This window comes from Picosynechococcus sp. PCC 11901 (assembly GCF_005577135.1).
GTDB lineage: Bacteria > Cyanobacteriota > Cyanobacteriia > Cyanobacteriales > MRBY01 > MRBY01.
The window spans coordinates 2073171-2089800 of record NZ_CP040360.1 but is presented as its reverse complement, the minus strand read 5'-3'; the positions used below and the strand labels follow the sequence as shown (position 1 = coordinate 2089800).

15 protein-coding genes are annotated in these 16630 nt (G+C 49.6%); 11 read left to right on the top strand and 4 right to left on the bottom strand.

Translation table 11 applies throughout. The annotated features are described in order from the left end of the window. Positions 1–12 precede the first annotated feature (12 nt). The gene (gene hmpF / locus FEK30_RS11075) at positions 13–1740 is read right to left on the bottom strand and encodes a pilus motility taxis protein HmpF (protein ID WP_138073214.1); all 1728 of its coding nucleotides are present in this window, start codon (positions 1738–1740) and stop codon (positions 13–15) included. Positions 1741–2169: 429 nt separating this feature from the next. Here hmpF and FEK30_RS11070 point away from each other — a divergent pair, with 429 nt between their 5' ends. The 6 genes from FEK30_RS11070 (at position 2170) to modA (ending at position 9155) form a co-directional block, all read left to right on the top strand. After that, complete coding sequence (locus tag FEK30_RS11070) at positions 2170–3357, top strand: response regulator (RefSeq protein ID WP_138073213.1); 1188 nt, start codon at positions 2170–2172, stop codon at positions 3355–3357. 267 nt (positions 3358–3624) lie between these two features. Further along, on the top strand, positions 3625–4020 hold the full coding sequence (locus FEK30_RS11065; protein ID WP_012306993.1) for a response regulator transcription factor: 396 nt from the start codon (positions 3625–3627) through the stop codon (positions 4018–4020). 61 nt (positions 4021–4081) lie between these two features. After that, positions 4082–4618: a chemotaxis protein CheW gene (locus tag FEK30_RS11060; RefSeq protein ID WP_012306992.1), complete on the top strand. Its 537-nt coding sequence runs from the start codon at positions 4082–4084 to the stop codon at positions 4616–4618. 140 nt (positions 4619–4758) lie between these two features. Next, positions 4759–7467, top strand: coding sequence for a methyl-accepting chemotaxis protein (locus FEK30_RS11055; RefSeq protein ID WP_138073212.1), 2709 nt, complete (start codon positions 4759–4761; stop codon positions 7465–7467). A 105-nt stretch (positions 7468–7572) separates the two neighbouring features. After that, positions 7573–8367, top strand: coding sequence for an MlaE family lipid ABC transporter permease subunit (locus FEK30_RS11050; protein WP_012306990.1), 795 nt, complete (start codon positions 7573–7575; stop codon positions 8365–8367). A gap of 23 nt (positions 8368–8390) precedes the next feature. Then, positions 8391–9155 carry a molybdate ABC transporter substrate-binding protein gene (gene modA / locus FEK30_RS11045; RefSeq protein WP_168191144.1) on the top strand — a complete coding sequence of 255 codons (765 nt, stop codon included), beginning with the start codon at positions 8391–8393 and terminating at the stop codon, positions 9153–9155. Here the strand turns inward: modA and FEK30_RS11040 are convergent. Beyond that, the gene (locus FEK30_RS11040) at positions 9145–9741 is read right to left on the bottom strand and encodes an Npun_F5749 family FMN-dependent PPOX-type flavoprotein (protein WP_138073210.1); all 597 of its coding nucleotides are present in this window, start codon (positions 9739–9741) and stop codon (positions 9145–9147) included. The genes modA and FEK30_RS11040 overlap by 11 nt on opposite strands. 42 nt (positions 9742–9783) lie before the next feature. Continuing rightward, positions 9784–10107 (bottom strand): DUF2605 domain-containing protein, encoded by a 324-nt coding sequence (locus FEK30_RS11035; protein WP_138073209.1) that lies wholly within the window; start codon positions 10105–10107, stop codon positions 9784–9786. 191 nt (positions 10108–10298) lie between these two features. Between FEK30_RS11035 and FEK30_RS11030 the strand changes: the two genes are divergently transcribed. The 5 genes from FEK30_RS11030 (at position 10299) to FEK30_RS11010 (ending at position 14727) form a co-directional block, all read left to right on the top strand. After that, entirely contained in the window at positions 10299–10961 is a 663-nt protein-coding gene (locus tag FEK30_RS11030) for a TIGR00266 family protein (RefSeq protein ID WP_099237651.1), read from the top strand. A 9-nt stretch (positions 10962–10970) separates the two neighbouring features. Further along, positions 10971–11648: a TIGR00266 family protein gene (locus FEK30_RS11025; RefSeq protein ID WP_012306985.1), complete on the top strand. Its 678-nt coding sequence runs from the start codon at positions 10971–10973 to the stop codon at positions 11646–11648. 39 nt (positions 11649–11687) lie between these two features. Continuing rightward, complete coding sequence (locus tag FEK30_RS11020; protein ID WP_062433810.1) at positions 11688–12386, top strand: TIGR00266 family protein; 699 nt, start codon at positions 11688–11690, stop codon at positions 12384–12386. A gap of 98 nt (positions 12387–12484) precedes the next feature. Then, a complete protein-coding gene (locus tag FEK30_RS11015) occupies positions 12485–13414 on the top strand; it encodes a substrate-binding domain-containing protein (protein ID WP_138073208.1) in 930 nt (309 codons plus the stop codon). Continuing rightward, a complete protein-coding gene (locus FEK30_RS11010) occupies positions 13414–14727 on the top strand; it encodes a sensor histidine kinase (RefSeq protein WP_138073207.1) in 1314 nt (437 codons plus the stop codon). Before FEK30_RS11015 ends, FEK30_RS11010 begins: the two co-directional genes overlap by 1 nt. A gap of 116 nt (positions 14728–14843) precedes the next feature. Here FEK30_RS11010 and guaA read toward each other — a convergent pair whose 3' ends face one another. Continuing rightward, positions 14844–16466 (bottom strand): glutamine-hydrolyzing GMP synthase, encoded by a 1623-nt coding sequence (guaA, locus tag FEK30_RS11005; protein WP_012306981.1) that lies wholly within the window; start codon positions 16464–16466, stop codon positions 14844–14846. Positions 16467–16630 lie beyond the last annotated feature (164 nt).

Genomic DNA, 16630 nt, shown 5'->3' with positions numbered 1-16630 from the left:
ATTTAATTAATCCTACGGAGAGTGAGTCGCCTCGGCCATGGTTTGTTCGAGTTCCTGGGCGAGCTGTTGCTGTTGTTCGTTGACCTTGAGGAACTGATGGATTGAATTTTCTAGGGTGCGGAGGGACTGGATAATTTGTTCTAAGGTGTCCTTGAGTGGAAGTAACTCCCCTTGATAAAGCTGAACTTTTCCCTGTAATTGCGCCTGTTCCCGCTGTTTGGCTTCGTATTCGGCTTGTTTTTGCTCTAGATCCTTTTGTTGTTGCGCTAACTCCCGTTCCTGGGGCATGAGGATATTTTCAAGCTGCTGAATCGTATGGTGCATCGCCTCAATTTCTGCTTCAAGCTTCTGCTTTTGGGTTTCATCTTCCTCCTGATAATCTTCGAGGTAGGCGATCGCCGGACTCAGGTCAATATTTTGCGCTGCTTCTACTTCAATAATCCCCTGGCGACGCTTGAGAATGCGTAAATGCTGTTGTAATGCCCCTTGACGTTCCCGGAGGGTGCGTCGCTGACCCACTAAAGTCTGGTTGAGCATCCCTAATTTTTCTTCTTCGTCCCTGAGTTCTTCTTCGAGCTCTTGGAGTTCCATCACATTGTCTGGTTCAACTGTCGCCAAAGACGCTTTAATTTCTCCTACCGCTTCATGTTGGAGGGTGAGTTCTTCTTCCTGGTCATTGACAAAACGAACCAGCTTATCCAAATCGTCCCGCAGTTTCTCGACGGTGGTTTCGAGTTCTCCGAGGGGCATGGCTTCGATCGCCGCTAAATCCACCCCATAGTGCTCGATGCCCCCCATTCCGGCAGCGAGATTATTGAGCAAATCCTGCATATCTTCTTGGCGCTGACGTGACGTAGCCAATTGGTTGAGGTGGCTTTGTTTAGCCTGTAGAAGTTGCCGTTGGATCTGGAGCTGGGTTTTGGCGTTTTCTAGGGCTTGGCGTCTCTCTTCAACGTTGGTGGTTTCGGTCTGGACTTGGGTGGCGATCGCCGCGAGTTGGGTCTCTAGTTCCTGAAGCTGTTGGGGATATTGCGCGAAGGTTTGAAAAAGTTCTTTCTGTTGCGTGAGTTCGTCGAGCAACTCACCTAGTTGGATGCGTACTTCGTCTGTGGGGGCATTATTACTTTGGCACTGGACGAGAATTTGCTGAATTTTTGTGGCGATCGCCGGGCTTAATCCCTGCCCATCGGTTTCTTCCTGGAGATTGGCTAGCCGTTGTTGCTCTCCCCGGAGCTGCTGCCAGGCTCCCTCTAATTCTGCTTGCTTACGGGCAAATTCTGCTTTAATTTCGTCGGCCTCGGCCTTAAGTTTTTCAAAGGCTAGTTTTTCGTCCTGGAGCTTTTGCAGCTCGGCTTCGGTTTCTTCAATTTGGTCAAGGCGACTATTCATTTCCTCCTGGCGACGATTGAGTTCATCGGCTTGGTAGGTCAGGGACTGCCGCCATTGTTCAATTTCTTCCTCTTGGGATTTGGATTTGTCCATGAGGCGAGAAAAGTTCTGGAGCACCGTCAACAGGCGGTTTGTGGCGATTTCGGGGGAGCCTTGAATTGTCCGATTATTGCCAAGATTGACGACCACGAGGGTTCCGTCATTGAAATTACTCAATTCATCGGCAGGGACTAATTCTTCCCCAGGCACCGTGCTCCAACTGCGATCATTACGTTCACAGGCAAGCAATTTGATTTCGGTCTTGCTTCCCATGAATCCTTTCGTTTTTTTGACCTCTGCAAGGTATAGCACGTGAATGTATTCCCCCTGAAACTGCTAGTGCCTGAGCGAAGTGGTGATGAGTCATGGATAGAGTGTAGTGCGTAGGTGACCTAACTTTAAAGTCTTAGGCGATCGCCATTGGTTGGGACTGACCGGAGGACTGCCATCACGAAACATTTTTAGGATTACCCATGGTCAAGGGGGCACTTACGACTGGAGTTGACTCACCTTCAATGATTTTAGAAGATCATTGTACTGGCTTAATCTTCTTGGCTAGGAGTGTAATTTTTCGTGATTTTCTGACATAGCAACGAACGACTTGTCTTACCCTAAAGGGAAAATGATAGGCCAGTTAGTCTTGATACTTGTCCACGACAGTGAATTGCGCCTGGGTTAGTTAAGCTTTAAATCCAAGGGCGATCGCCCTGTTTCCATGATCCCAACGATCCCAAAAAAAGTATGCAAGGGACTCTCAATGAAATTGATCTCCGTAGTATTTTGCAGCTCCTTGAGCTGGGACAACGGACTGGGCAATTGTGGATCGAAGCTCGACCATCGGGGGCCGTTGATGATTTGAGTTGGCAGTTTCCACAAGCGCCGCGTTTCCAACACTCGCTGCCTTTGTCCACCTGGTTGGTCTTTTTTGTGAATGGTCAAATTGTCTACGGGACTGATGACTATTCCCCCCAGATGCACCGTTTGCAGGATTACCTTGTCCATTACCATCTCACCCACAAGCTAGAGGATCTTGATCGGGGGGCGATCGCCGAAACTACAATTCCTGAATATGCAGCCCTATGGCGACTTTTAGAAACCCAAACAATTACCGTTGATCAAGCGCGGCATATCCTCCAGGCAATGGTGCAAGAAACTTTGTTTGATCTCCTGAGTCTCCACCAGGGTCACTTTAATTTTCAGTTGGGGACTCCCTTTGGGCCACAGCTAAGCACCTATGGAGTGACTTCATTGCTGTTCGAGACAGTTAAAAAAGTCCAGAAATGGAAGCAACTCTATCCCCAGATTCAATTTCCCCAACAACGTCTACTGCTGGCCCAACCCCAAAAACTTGCCGCCGCGCTACCGGCGATCGCCTACCAAAAATTAGCCCAGTGGACTACCGGAGAAACGACCCTCCGCCAACTGGCCCGTTACCTCAATCGTGACCTCGTTGCCCTTGCGAGGGCCTTGCTTCCCTATATCCAAAAGGGTTGGCTCCAAGTTCTAGATCCTCTCCCTCCCCAAAGTTTGTCACGTCCCAGTGAAATGTCGTCTTACCAGACCTGGCGAATTCTTTGCATTGATGATGACTTCACCATCGGTAAGGCCGTAGAGCAAATCCTCAGCACCCAGGGATATCAAGTGCACCTCGTCCAAAATCCCCTAGAGGCAATTCAAGCGGCCTTTGCTGAGGTGCCCCATTTAATTCTCTGTGATATCGCCATGCCCCACCTAGATGGCCATGAAATTTGTATGATGCTGCGTCATAGTAAGCGATTTCAAAACGTTCCTATCATTATGCTGACGGGGCAAGAGCAGTTTATTAACCGAATTCAGGCAGATTTTGCGGGGGCAACGGATTATTTAACAAAACCCTTCGGCCAGCAGGAGTTGTTAACCCTGCTAGAAAAATATCTCCCAAACCATTAGCCAGCGCAGATCTCCCCAGGCGATCGCCCCCGGAGTGAAAAAACAAGCTATGATGGCGATGGCCTAACCCTTATAACCCTTAGTTCCCATCGCACCCTTGCTAAATACCAAGATTCACGGCAATTCCCCAGAAATTTCTCAAGAAATAAACATTTTGTAATCCCTCTCCCTGATAAATTAAAGTCTGTCCGTCCCAGGGCATGTTTTTGACAATGTTGATGCTACGGTGATTATTACGCCGGTGATTTTATTGCTAGGACATTTGTAATGAGTAGAATTTTGGTTGTTGAGGATAGCCTCTCTCAACGGGAAATGATTTCAGAATTACTGAAAGGCAACGGCTTGACAGTGGATGTTGCTGGTGATGGTCTTGAGGCGTTAGAAACCCTCAGTCAAATGGCTAAAAATGCGGCTGAAACCCTGCCCAATTTAATTGTGCTCGACATTGTTATGCCACGGATGAACGGCTACGAACTCTGTCGTCGTCTCAAATCCGACCCGAAAATTCAAAATATCCCCATTGTGATGTGCTCTTCAAAGGGGGAAGAATTTGACCGATATTGGGGCATGAAGCAGGGAGCCGACGCTTATATCGCGAAACCCTTTCAGCCAGCGGAGTTAATTGGCACCATCAAGCAACTCCTACGCAGCAATAAAAAATAAGTTAAGCCCTGGGGAATAGCCGTTTTTGGCGAAACCTGAATTGTCTGTTTTCTTTCGATCTATGTCTACACCTGATGACAGTTCCTTACCACAAAATCTGACGTCCTTAGAAACCCAGTTACAGGGTTTAGAAAGCCCGGAAGGGGAGTTACACCTCAAGTTTCAGCTTCCTTCAGGGACTGGGTTTGTGCTGCCGGCGTTTGGCATCCGTGAAGTGATGCAACAATCACCGGATCGGATTACCCCGATTCCCAATGTCTCGCCACTGCTGCTAGGGACGATTAATCTCCGGGGTCAGGTTATTTGGGTGGCAGATTTGGGGCAATTTTTAGGCGATAGTGCCCCCTTACGGACAGACCGTGCCGAAATTCCGGTGATTGCCATAGAGGATCAAGATATGCTCCTGGGTTTAGCCGTCGAAGAAATGCAAGGGATGCAGTGGCTTGCTGCGGAAACGTTGCAGATTCAGCTTAGTGATCTGTCGGATGTTATGGCCCCATTTGTCCGGGGGATTTGGACGGATGGTGATGATGCCAGTAAATCTTGGCATTTATTAGACCATGTGGCGATTTTAAAATCGGCCCGTTGGGCAACATAAGGGTGTTAATACTTACTGCGGTGGTGCTGTGATCTGCGAGAAAGTAGATTACATTAAAAATACGTTTTGCATCCGTTAAAAAGTTTGTGCAGCGCTCAGTAAGATAATCCTAAAAATGCGCCAGTCCAGGAGGGAACCCGATGCCGCCCAGCACCACTGATTATTCAAAGGAGTATGCTGAGGCCCAGAAGGCCTATTATCAGAATAATTTGCCTGAAGCAGAGGCGATCGCCAATCGGTTACTCAAAGATTACCCGGACGATCCCCATTTGCTCCTTTTAAGTGGCCATATTTCCCTTGGTTTACAAGATTTAGGGCGGGCTTCCGCGTTCTACCATCGGGTTTTGGATGTCACTAACCAGCGGGATTACCATGAATACGCTCGTCAAGGTTTGACCCAGGTCAATGCCTACAGCGATCAAGTCAATGGTCACCGGGAAACCAGCGGTGGACAGCCGACCTTCACCCAGCCAGAAGATTATCCGCTTGCAGCAGAATATAACTCCCCAGAAAACTTTGTCACAGCAGCGGGGGAACAACCAATTTCGGCGGATGATTATTCAGAACAATGGGCAGAACCAGAGTTGCCCTTGAGAAATTTCCCGGAAGATGAAGAAACTTTTTTAGTGCCCCACCCCGGCGATCGCTCCCCTGAACCAGGTTTAAATCAGTCCCTTAATGATCCTTTTTTCGAGGCAGAGGCTGGCGAATTCATTGAATTTAACGAAGACGAATTGGTTGAATTCGATAGTGCGGCTGGCCTAGAAGAAGACGGAGATTTCCTAGGGAGCGAAGATACATCTCCTTTCGATTTAGATTGGTCACCGACCCATGAAAATGGCAGAATTTCAGCAGATCAAGACCATTTTGATGCAGTGGATACTGCACCACTCGGCTTTGAAAGTAAGTCCCCCACTTGGCTCGAAAATCCTCCTTCAGCCGATGCAGACGCATTGACATTTGATGAGCCAGCGCACCCAAGTTTTGCACCTGACTCCCTCTCCCCTGATGAGGCGGCAGATTTTGACGATGAAATTAGCTTGGGTAGCCTTGGGGCAGAACTATTTGATGAAGAACCAGAAGCGCTACCAAAACAGGATGAAGGGGGCTTTTTAGAGGAATTTGGCATTCTTAACGAACAGGATCTAGATGATTTTGGTGATCTCGGTTCGGATATTCTCGATGATGACCAAAAAATGCCAGATACAGGTCTGTTTGAAGCGCCCCTAGAAACACCGACGACCTCAGGGGAGTTTAATTTTGATGATTTTCCCGAAGAATTGGGCCTCACCGAAGACGACAGCCTATTTATCACCCTAGGGGAGGATAGTCTCTCTGGCGGTCTAGGGACAGATTTTACTGTTTCTGATAAACCCCAGGAAATTGTCGCGGAAAACCCCAAAGGTTATTTGGCTTGGTTTGAAAATGTTCCTCTCCAGAAAAAACAATTGTTCACTGCGACTGGTGCTGCTGCCGCATCGGCGATCGCCACTTTGATTGTGACAGTGGGCGTATTTCAAACCACCCCAGCCGAACAACGGCCCCAAGCCCTCTGGCCTGTGGCCAAAACAGGTTTACTCACCAGCTTATTGGCCGGGGCAGCCAGCTTTGGTACGACCCTCTTTTTTGGAAAGTTAACAACCCGACAGATCAAACGCAGCACTGACAACCTACAAAACCAGTTCGACGCGGTTTCCCAGGGGAATCTCAATGTCAAAGCAACGGTTTTTGCGGAGGATGAGTTTGGTGCCTTAGCCACGGGCTTTAATAAAATGGCCCGGGTTATTTTAAATACCACCAGTGAGGCCCAGCGGCGAGCCGAAGAAACAGAACAGTCCAAAGAAGACCTCCAGCGCCAGGTGATCCGCCTCCTTGATGACGTGGAAGGGGCCGCCCGGGGAGACTTTACCGTCCAAGCAGAGGTTACTGCCGATGTCTTAGGGGCCGTCGCCGACGCCTTTAACCTCACCATTCAAAATCTCCGGGAAATTGTTCAACAGGTTAAACAAGCGGCGCGCCAGGTGAATAAAAACGCCGCCGATAGTGAATCCTTTGCCCGGGGTCTATCCAGTGATGCCCTCCGCCAAGCTGAAGAATTGGCCGTTACCCTCAACTCCGTACAGATGATGACCGATTCGATCCAGCGGGTTGCAGAAAATGCCCGGGAAGCGGAGGAGGTGGCCCGAACCGCTTCGAGTACGGCCCTCAAGGGGGGAGAATCCGTAGAGCACACCGTGGCGGGGATTTTACAGATTCGAGAAACGGTGGCCGAAACAGCCCGTAAGGTAAAACGTCTAGCCGAATCTTCCCAGGAAATTTCTAAAATTGTTGCAGTGGTTTCCCAAATTGCGTCCCGGACGAACCTCCTGGCATTGAATGCGTCCATTGAGGCGGCCCGGGCAGGGGAGTCTGGTAAAGGATTTGCGATTGTGGCCGATGAAGTCCGTCAGTTGGCAGACCGTTCTGCCAAAGCCCTGAAGGAAATTGAGCAAATTGTTTTACAAATCCAAAGTGAAACAAGCTCGGTAATGATTGCAATGGAGGAGGGTACCCAGCAGGTTATTGACGGGACTAAACGGGCTGAACAGGCGAAACAATCCCTAGAGGATATTATTCAGGTCTCGAACCGCATTGATGCTCTAGTGCGCTCGATTACGGCGGATACCGTTGAACAGCGGGAAAATTCCCGTGCTGTGGCCCAGGTCATGCAATCGGTGGAATTAACGGCCCAGGAAACCTCAAGAGAATCCCAACGGGTGGCTGGATCGTTACAAAAGTTGGTGGGCATCGCCCGGGATCTCCTGGCTTCTGTGGAGCGATTCCGCATAGAATCCACGGATGAGGCGTAATATGGTTTGGCAATGGCGTTAGTGCCCATAAAATTTGCATAAAGTTTGGCGATCGCCTTTTCCCTTTGCCTTTTTTTTATTTTCAGTTGTCCCATCCGATCACCTATGACCAGCCAACGCAGATCAAAAAGTTCCCTTGGGAAATGGTTTGAGCGGTTAGTTGCCGCAACCCTTCTAGGGGGGCAAGTCATCGTACATCTCCTGCGGGGGCGCTTCAACCGACGCATTACCATTGAACAGATGGCGGCGGTGGGGCCTGATTCCCTCCTCATTGCCCTAGTCACGGCTGGGTTTGTCGGTATGGTGTTTACCATCCAGGTGGCGCGGGAATTTATTTACTTCGGCGCAGGCACGGCAGTGGGGGGCGTTTTGGGTCTTTCCTTGTCCCGGGAATTAGCCCCTGTATTAACGGCGGTGGTGTTGGCGGGGCGTGTCGGCTCGGCCTTTGCAGCGGAGATTGGCACCATGCGCGTCACTGAACAAATCGATGCGTTGCATATTTTACGCACGGATCCGATTGATTATTTGGTCGTCCCCCGCTTCTTGGCCTGCTGTTTGATGTTGCCTTTATTGACTGTTTTATCGCTCCTCACGGGGATGGCTGGCGGGTTAATCATCGCCATAAATTTATATCAAATTCCCCAGTCAATTTTTATCAACTCGGCCCAGAGTTTTTTAGAATATTGGGACATTATCAGTGCAATGATTAAATCTGTTGTTTTTGGGGGCTTAATTGCCGTCATTGGCTGCAGTTGGGGCTTGACAACAACTGGAGGAGCAAAGGGCGTAGGACAATCGACAACAACGGCCGTTGTTACATCTCTACTAGCGATTTTTATTGCTAACTTTTTCCTATCTTGGTTGATGTTCCAAGGTTTAGGTAGTGCCTTAGTGGGATGAAATTCAAACTGCCACATTTTGTTTTGGGTCTAAGCATTGCCCTTGTAATCAATCTACATGGTTGTACTTTTGATAATTCTGGGCAAACTTTAGTGGTGGCGATCGCCGCTTCCTTGACCGATGTCATGGCAGAGATTCGTACCGAGTTTCAAACACAGTATCCAGACATTTCAATTCAATTTAATACCGCTGCTTCCGGGACGTTGCAAAGGCAAATCGAGCAACAAGCTCCCATTGACATTTTTGCTAGTGCGGCCTTGGAACCCGTTGAATCCTTGGCCCAAAAAGGGTTTGTCGCAGCAGAGGCAGTCCAAATTTTTGCGGAAAATCAACTCGTTCTGATTCAAAATTACCAAAGCCAACCGCAACTGAATCGTTTGGAAGATTTAGCGGGTGAGGATGTCAAAAAAATAGCCCTGGGTAATCCAAAAACAGTACCAGCGGGACGATATGCCGCCAATCTTTTAGAAAAATATCCCCAGCTTTACCAAACCCTAGAGCAGTTCCAAAAATTAGTTTTTGGAGAGAACGTGCGGCAAGTTTTAACCTATGTCCAAAATCAATCGGCAACGGCGGGGTTTGTCTACCAAACAGATATTCTCCAGCAACCTAATTTGCGAGTGATTGAATCTTTTGCACCAGAATTAACAGGGTCAATCTTGTATGCGATCGCCCCAATTAAAGTCTCACCCAAGCAAACCCAAGGGCAACTTTTTATCGATTTTATTCTGGGTCAAAAAGGTCAGGCCATTTTACAAAAATATGGCTTTCTGCCCCCTAGGGATTAACTGTTTTTTGCTGCCAAGTACCGTCGGCTGTGAGGTCATATGAAAAGCGATTTTGGGGATTACCCCGCAATTCTAGATGGTCTACTTTCGTCACCTGAAAAAGGAGAAGCACAAAGTTAACAACGGGTTCTTGATCATTCACTGCGGTTGGCTGGAAATCAGCTAAATTTTCACTGCGGCGATCGCCAGGCTGGGGCCAGAGAAATTGAGCCCGGGCCGTATCCGAAAGGGCTTGCCAGGTCTGCTGTCTAGCGCGATTTAGTCGTGATGAAGAGCTTGCTGCTGTAACCAGCTTAATCTGACCACTAAAGCGAAATTGTTCCCGGGTTTTGGTGAAATACCAAGCAATTTCGGCATCGAGGCAAGTAGCGAGGTGACTTATTTTTTCACTGCGCTGATCCGTAATAATTTTGAGGTCATTGCTTCCTTCGAGGAACCCCCGAAAAACCACCGTGCGATTCCTGGGTTTTCCTGTCGGCGTTACGGTGGCCAACTGAAAAAAGCGGTGGTGGGGCTGACTTTTATTCCGGTGTAAGGCCCGGGCTAGGGGCGATCGCCAAGGAGCCAATTCAAACGTCACAGGCATGATTGTTTACGGTAGGGCCAAGCATAATCCAGTATCGAATAATTAGGCCTCTCCTTCTAACTGACGTCGCTTTTGGGCCACTTGCCAACATTCAGAAACCAATTGGTGCCAGGGCATCAGCACCTGAACATCGACCCCAGCATTGCCATCGGTGGCTTGGAAAAGCGACTTAGTCGCCATTACCTCCCCCTGGGCCTGGCGAATGCGGGCGATTAAATCCTCCTGTTCGGCAGGGGCCATAAAACTTAAGGATTTTTTTTCGAGGGCTTTTAGGGATAGATCGAACCAGTAGAGAAAATCATCCAAAAGCGGGGCCAGCACGGCCTTTAAAAGTTGCTTTTCATCGGCGGGTTCTGGAGAAAACATAGATATTTTTGAAAATGAGACTTTCTTCACATATCTTAACATTTTGAGGCGATCGCCGCTGTCGAGGATGATTTCCTTGAATATTAAGCAACCTTAACAAACATTTCTTCACTCCCATTGCCCTGCTAAAAATAAGGGGAATTAGCTTGTATTGGGCTAGTTTATTCAAACTCTTATCAGGTAGAGTCACGGTGAAATACGAAATCCGCTATAAACCCGCCTTTGCTTGTCTATTTGTCACCCTCGAACCCGGCGAACAGGTCACAGCCGAATCCGGTGCAATGGTCAGCATGGATGCTGGAATCTCAATGAAAACTGAATTTTCGGGGGGATTTTTCCCGGCGATTCTCCGTCGGTTATTTGGGGGAGAATCCCTGTTTGTGAATGTTTATCGCAACACAAGTCAGCGGCCCCAGACCGTCATTTTAACCCAGTCAATGGTGGGTGATATCCACCGCATTGATTTGTCCCAGGGGCCGATCTGTTTTCAGCCCGGTGCTTACATTGCCCATACCCCCGGCGCAAAAATGGGAATCCGTTGGGCTGGCTTTGCCAGTTGGTTTGCGGGGGAAGGTCTCTTCAAGCTGCAATTCACAGGTAGTGGCCGGGTCTTTTACGGGTGCTATGGCGGCATCATCGAAAGACACATCAAGGGTGAATTTATCGTCGATAACAGCCACCTCGTTGCCTACGATCCGGGCATCACCATGAATATTCGGATGTCTGGAGGCTTATTTGGTTCCCTCACCTCTGGCGAAGGTCTGGTGAATAAACTCAAAGGCCGTGGCCGAATCTACCTCCAATCGCGGAGTGTGTCAGGTCTTGTGGGCTTTTTACGTCCCAAATGTCGTTAGGGGGTAGCTATGGAAATTAAACTCTTACATCAACCAGATAATGCGATCGCCCATGTCACCCTCGACGCTGGCGAAGAAATCATTGCCCAAGCCGGTGCTATGGTTGCCATGAGCGGCAATATCAATGCCAGCACGACCCTCCGCAAAGGCAAAGGGGGCGGCATCATGGGAGGACTAAAACGGATGCTTGCCGGAGAATCCCTCTTTCTGAGCGTTTTTCGAGCACCCTTACCCAATAGTGAAATTTGGTTTGCCCCCAAGCTGATGGGGGATCTCCTCCTGTACGAAATGCGGGGCGATGAATTTGTTGTCCAAGCTTCTTCCTACCTTGCCTCTGGCCCCAATGTGGATATTGATCTCGGTTGGCAAGGCTTTAAATCCTTCTTTTCAGGTGAATCTATCTTTTGGCTCAGCATCAGTGGCCAAGGGCCTTTGCTGGTGACGTCCTTTGGGGCCATTTACGAAGTGGATGTGGATGGCGAATACGTCGTGGATACAGGCCATATCGTTGCCTTTGAAAAGAGCCTGAGCTTCACCGTGGGTAAAGCAAATCCCTCTTGGATTGGGGCATTCCTCGGCGGAGAAGGGTTAGTCTGTCGCTTCCGAGGCAAGGGCAAACTGTACTGCCAAACCCACAATCCCGGAGCCTTTGGTTCCCTGGTTGGTTCCCAATTACCACCCCGTTAAGTTGTCCTTTGAAGCCAGTGCTGAAAGTGCTTAAAAATTATGTCTCAGTTTGAATTTCGCGTTGAAAATAATCCCTCCTATGCCTCGCTCATTGTGACCTTACCGCCCAACCAAACCCTGCTCGTAGAGGCGGGGGCGATGGCGGCAATGGATGCCAACATTGAGATGAAGTCGAAGATGCGGGGGGGCTTGATGAAGGGCATCGGGCGGATGTTCAGTGGAGAATCCCTATTTATCAGTGAATTTACTGCTAGAAATACTGCCGGGGAACTCTATATCTCGCCGGGGGTGCCGGGGGATGTGACCTACTACCATTTGGACGGCTCTAAAAGTTTAATGGTGCAGTCTTCGGGCTTTGTGGCTTCTAGTCCCTCGGTGGATCTTGACACCAAATTCCAGGGGCTGAAGGGTTTCTTTACGGGGGAATCGATCTTTTTCCTGCGGGCATCGGGCCAAGGGGATTTTTGGTTTAGTTCCTACGGGGCGATCATTGAAATTCCTGTAGAGGGGGATTATGTGGTGGATACGGGCTACATTGTCGCCTTTGAGGATACGCTGCAATACAACGTGGAAATGATTGGGGGCTTATCTTTCCGGAGCCTGCGCACAGGGATTCTCGGCGGAGAAGGCTTAGTTTGTCGTTTCAGTGGCAAGGGTAAGCTCTGGGTACAATCGCGGAATCTTTTCCCCCTGTTGAATTTCCTTTATCCGTTCCGCCCCGTGCCGAATAATAATTAACTGCGTTTCTAGGAAAATTGATTAGCTGCTGTGCGGTGCGCCTTCGGGGTGATTACGGTATCCTGAAGGCAAATTCCATGCACGCAACAAGAGCAACCATGGCCCAAAAAAATGATACGTTGCCCCTGATGCTGGCCCTCATCGTTACCCTAGGCATTCTGGGGGGCGGTGGTTGGTGGTTTTTAAATCGTTCTGGCTTTCAGGGTTTGGCCCCAAATGGCGCAGAAACGGGAAATAATGATGGGGCGATCGCCCCAGGTTCCCAAGCTACAGATAATCCCTTCAGTCCACCGGCAACAGTGGCCCCAGGGACGGTGGTAAAAATTTCTGGCTCTACCAGTATGGTGCAGATTAACACCGCCCTAAAAAATCGGTTCGAGTTGCAATATCCTCAGACCCGTGTCGAAACTACCGCTAATGGGTCGAGTAAGGGACTTGAAGATCTGCTGGCGGGAAATATTGACCTCGCGGCGATCTCCCGCCCCCTCCAGCCGGAGGAAATGCAACAGGGCCTCAAGGCGATCGCCGTTACCACCGATGCCATTGCCATTGTGGTCGCCAAGGAAAATCCCTTTAGTACAGGGCTGACTGGGGAACAGGTACAGGGCATTTTCCAAGGGAATCTCACCGATTGGTCAGCGATTACCGATAAAGCGACGGGAACAATTCGGGTTATTAATCGCCCTCCAGTGAGTGGTACTTACCAAACTTTCCAAGAAACGGTACTCAACGGCTCAAACTTCGGGAATGGCCCTAATTTCACCAATCTGGAACAGGACGCTACCACGCCGATTTTGCAGGCCCTGGGCGCAGACGGGATCAGTTATGCCACCTACAGCCAGATCGCCAATCAGCAAACCGTTAGAACAGTGCCCATTGATGGGGTAACCCCAGAATCAGACCTCTATCCCTACACCCGCACCCTTTATTACGCCTACCAAGAACCTGCTTCCCCCCAGGTGGAGGCTTTCCTTGGTTTCGTTGGGACTCCTGTGGGAGCAGAGTTGATCCAAGCGGCGCAGCAGTAATGTTTCAAACCACCCGTAATCGTCTGGCCCTCTGGTACACGGCGATCACCGCAGTGTTGCTTTTGGTTTTCGCGACGGGGGTTTATTTTTATGTGCGCTATACCCTTATTGAACGCATCGATGACACCCTAAAGCACGTAGTGGAAGTGGTAGAGCGATCGCTGATCATTGAGCCAGATGATCCTGTGGGCTATCACATCAATTTAGAAGCCAGCTTTCGGCAACAGTCCCCCACCGTCGAGGATGACCGCATTGACCTCGAATTTTTTAACCCCGCCGGAGAATTGCTCTGGTCTACTTTTTCTGAACCATTAGTCTTGCCCCTAGAGTGGCACCCCCGGGGGGAAACGGTACGTCTGGGTGATGATTATCTTCTGCGACAAATCACCGATCGCCTCGAAGTGGATCGCTATGTTTTAGGGTATCTACGGGTGAGCCATCCTTGGTTTGAGGTGACGCGACCAATTCGCAAATTAGTCCTTGATCTCAGTCTGGGGATCGTAATCATGATTACCTGTGGGGCGGTGATTGGCTGGTTACTGTCTGGCATTGCCATCGAACCGGTAAAGGATTCCTATCAACAATTGCGGCAATTTACGGCGGATGCATCCCACGAGTTGCGTAATCCCATTGCGATGATCCAAACCAATGTCCAAATGGCGATCGCCTACCCAGATCCCGACCAACGCCAACAAAATCTCAAGGTGATCGAGCGACTCACCCAACGGTTGGGCCGTTTAGTGAATGACCTCTTATTTCTCGCCCGCAGTGATAGTGGGGTACTTCAGGCGGAATTTGAACGATTACCCCTGGATGCTCTATTGCTGGAGGTCATTGAAGAACAACGGGCCATCTGCCGTCAGGAAAAAATTGAGTTGCAGTTGGATATTCAAGGGGATGCCACAGAAGAAGCCTATCTCATCTTGGGAGACTGGGATCAGATGGCGCGCCTCTTTACAAATCTGATCGGCAATGCGATCGCCTATGCTTTTCCAGGAGACTGGGGTGACAAACCCAAGCAAATTACCGTTACCATGGCCCTTAAGGAGAAAACAGGGCGGACAACCGGAGAAACCCTCCAAGTGACGGTTAAAGATAATGGCATCGGTATTCCTGCCGAAAATTTGACCAATATTTTCGACCGTTTTTATCGTCTTGATCCCGCCCGGACAAACCCCGGGGAAAGTAGCACTGGTTCAGGTCTGGGTCTCGCCATTGCGGCGGCGATCGCCAAAAACCATAAAGGCAAAATCACCGTTGAAAGCAAAGATCAAGGCACAACATTTTCCGTTTTTTTACCACGAGCCGCCTAAGCAAGATCGGTTGCTCCCAAAGAAAAAAGCCCCAACAGTTTTAACCTGCGGGACTCTCAATCTCCCCTTGAGGGGAGCTAGATGGGTGTTCCTGAAGAGGAGCTAAGGAGATGTAGTTACTCCCACTCGATGGTGCCAGGAGGCTTAGAAGTGATGTCATAGACCACGCGGTTAACCCCTTTCACCTCATTCACCATGCGATTAGAAATGGTTTCCAAAAGCTCATAGGGAGGGCGAGCCCAATCCGCTGTCATCCCATCTTCACTGGTAATCATCCGCAGTACGACGGGGTGAGCATAGGTGCGCTTATCACCCATCACACCCACACTACGAATCGGTAGTAAGACCGCAAAGGCTTGCCAAAAATCACTGTAAACCCCTTGCTTTTTGATTTCATCCCGCACAACCCAGTCTGCATCCCGGAGAATATTTAACCGTTCTGCGGTGACTTCGCCAATGATCCGAATCGCGAGGCCAGGGCCAGGGAAGGGGTGACGGCGAATAATTTCTTCGGGCAAACCAATGCTGGCTGCTACCTTACGCACTTCATCTTTGAAGAGTTTGCGGAGGGGTTCAACCAATTTAAAGCGCAGGTCTTCTGGTAAACCGCCGACGTTGTGGTGACTCTTAATTTTGACCGCGACCCGTTCTCCCGTTTTGGGGTCAACGTTGGTATCCGCCGATTCGATTACATCGGGATATAGAGTCCCCTGGGCGAGGTAATCAAAGGGGCCAAGGCGTTTTGATTCTTCTTCGAAGACGGCGATAAATTCGTGGCCAATGAGGCGGCGCTTTTCTTCGGGATCGGTAACCCCTTTGAGCTTGTCGATAAAGCGATCGCGGGCGTTGATATAGGCGACGGGAATGTGGAATTGCTCATCAAAAATTTCCACAAGGCGTTCCGGTTCCCCTTTCCGCATAAAGCCTTGGTCGATGAACATACAGGTCAGTTGATCGCCGATCGCTTGGTGGAGCAAAAAGGCCAAGGTAGAAGAATCAACGCCTCCAGAAAGGGCTAGGAGTACCCGTTGATCGCCGACCCGGGCCCGGATCTCACGAATTGCTTCTTCAACGAAGGCTTCTGTGGTCCAGGTGGGTTCACATTTACAAATGTGATAAACAAAGTTGCGGATCAGGGCCATACCGTCCTGGGAATGAACCACTTCTGGGTGGAACTGCACCCCGTAAAGTTGGCGGCCATGGTGGGCGATCGCCGCACAAGGAGTATTGTCCGTATGGGCTAAAATTTCAAACCCTTCGGGCAGGTGCACACAGGAGTCCCCGTGGCTCATCCACATGGTGGAGCCTTCCTCCACATTGGTCAGCAGATCGGTGGGATCATCGATAAAGATTGATGCTTTGCCATACTCTGCGTGCTTGGCGCGCTCGACGGTACCGCCGAGTTGTTTCACCATTAGCTGCATCCCGTAGCAGACCCCAAGGACAGGAATCCCAAGATTCCAAATTTCAGGGTCACAGGCCGGGGCATAGTCGTCATAGACAGAACTGGGGCCACCGGAGAGGATGATGCCGCTGGGATTAAGTTGCCGCAATTGTTCGGCGCTGGTGCGATAGGAAATGACCTCAGAGTAAACTTCCGTTTCGCGAATTCTTCTGGCAATTAGTTCAGAGTATTGGGAGCCAAAATCTAAGATAACGATGATTTGGCGTTGAAGACTATTGCCTGTATTGGTGGCGTCAATCGGTTTTTGGAGTGGAGTCGTAGTCACGTTCAGCAAAAAATCCCTAGTGGAAGTTAACAGATAAAACAAGCCAGGGAAAAATCCAAGGCCTCGTATTTCCCAGCACCAGCGATCGCTGGGTTGCTGTGGAGATTGGGGAAAATTGTGAATGCTGAAGAGAGATTAAAAACGGTATTTTATAGAGCAAATAAATATTCCGA

Bases quoted from the DNA above. Each gene is read 5' to 3' on its own strand.
- FEK30_RS11070 (WP_138073213.1), top strand. From the start codon at position 2,170: ATGCAAGGGACTCTCAATGAAATTGATCTCCGTAGTATTTTGCAGCTC.
- FEK30_RS11050 (WP_012306990.1), top strand. From the start codon at position 7,573: ATGACCAGCCAACGCAGATCAAAAAGTTCCCTTGGGAAATGGTTTGAG.
- FEK30_RS11015 (WP_138073208.1), top strand. From the start codon at position 12,485: ATGGCCCAAAAAAATGATACGTTGCCCCTGATGCTGGCCCTCATCGTT.
- FEK30_RS11060 (WP_012306992.1), top strand. From the start codon at position 4,082: ATGTCTACACCTGATGACAGTTCCTTACCACAAAATCTGACGTCCTTA.
- FEK30_RS11025 (WP_012306985.1), top strand. From the start codon at position 10,971: ATGGAAATTAAACTCTTACATCAACCAGATAATGCGATCGCCCATGTC.
- FEK30_RS11065 (WP_012306993.1), top strand. From the start codon at position 3,625: ATGAGTAGAATTTTGGTTGTTGAGGATAGCCTCTCTCAACGGGAAATG.
- FEK30_RS11010 (WP_138073207.1), top strand. From the start codon at position 13,414: ATGTTTCAAACCACCCGTAATCGTCTGGCCCTCTGGTACACGGCGATC.
- FEK30_RS11040 (WP_138073210.1), bottom strand. From the start codon at position 9,741: ATGCCTGTGACGTTTGAATTGGCTCCTTGGCGATCGCCCCTAGCCCGG.
- FEK30_RS11035 (WP_138073209.1), bottom strand. From the start codon at position 10,107: ATGTTTTCTCCAGAACCCGCCGATGAAAAGCAACTTTTAAAGGCCGTG.
- FEK30_RS11020 (WP_062433810.1), top strand. From the start codon at position 11,688: ATGTCTCAGTTTGAATTTCGCGTTGAAAATAATCCCTCCTATGCCTCG.
- FEK30_RS11055 (WP_138073212.1), top strand. From the start codon at position 4,759: ATGCCGCCCAGCACCACTGATTATTCAAAGGAGTATGCTGAGGCCCAG.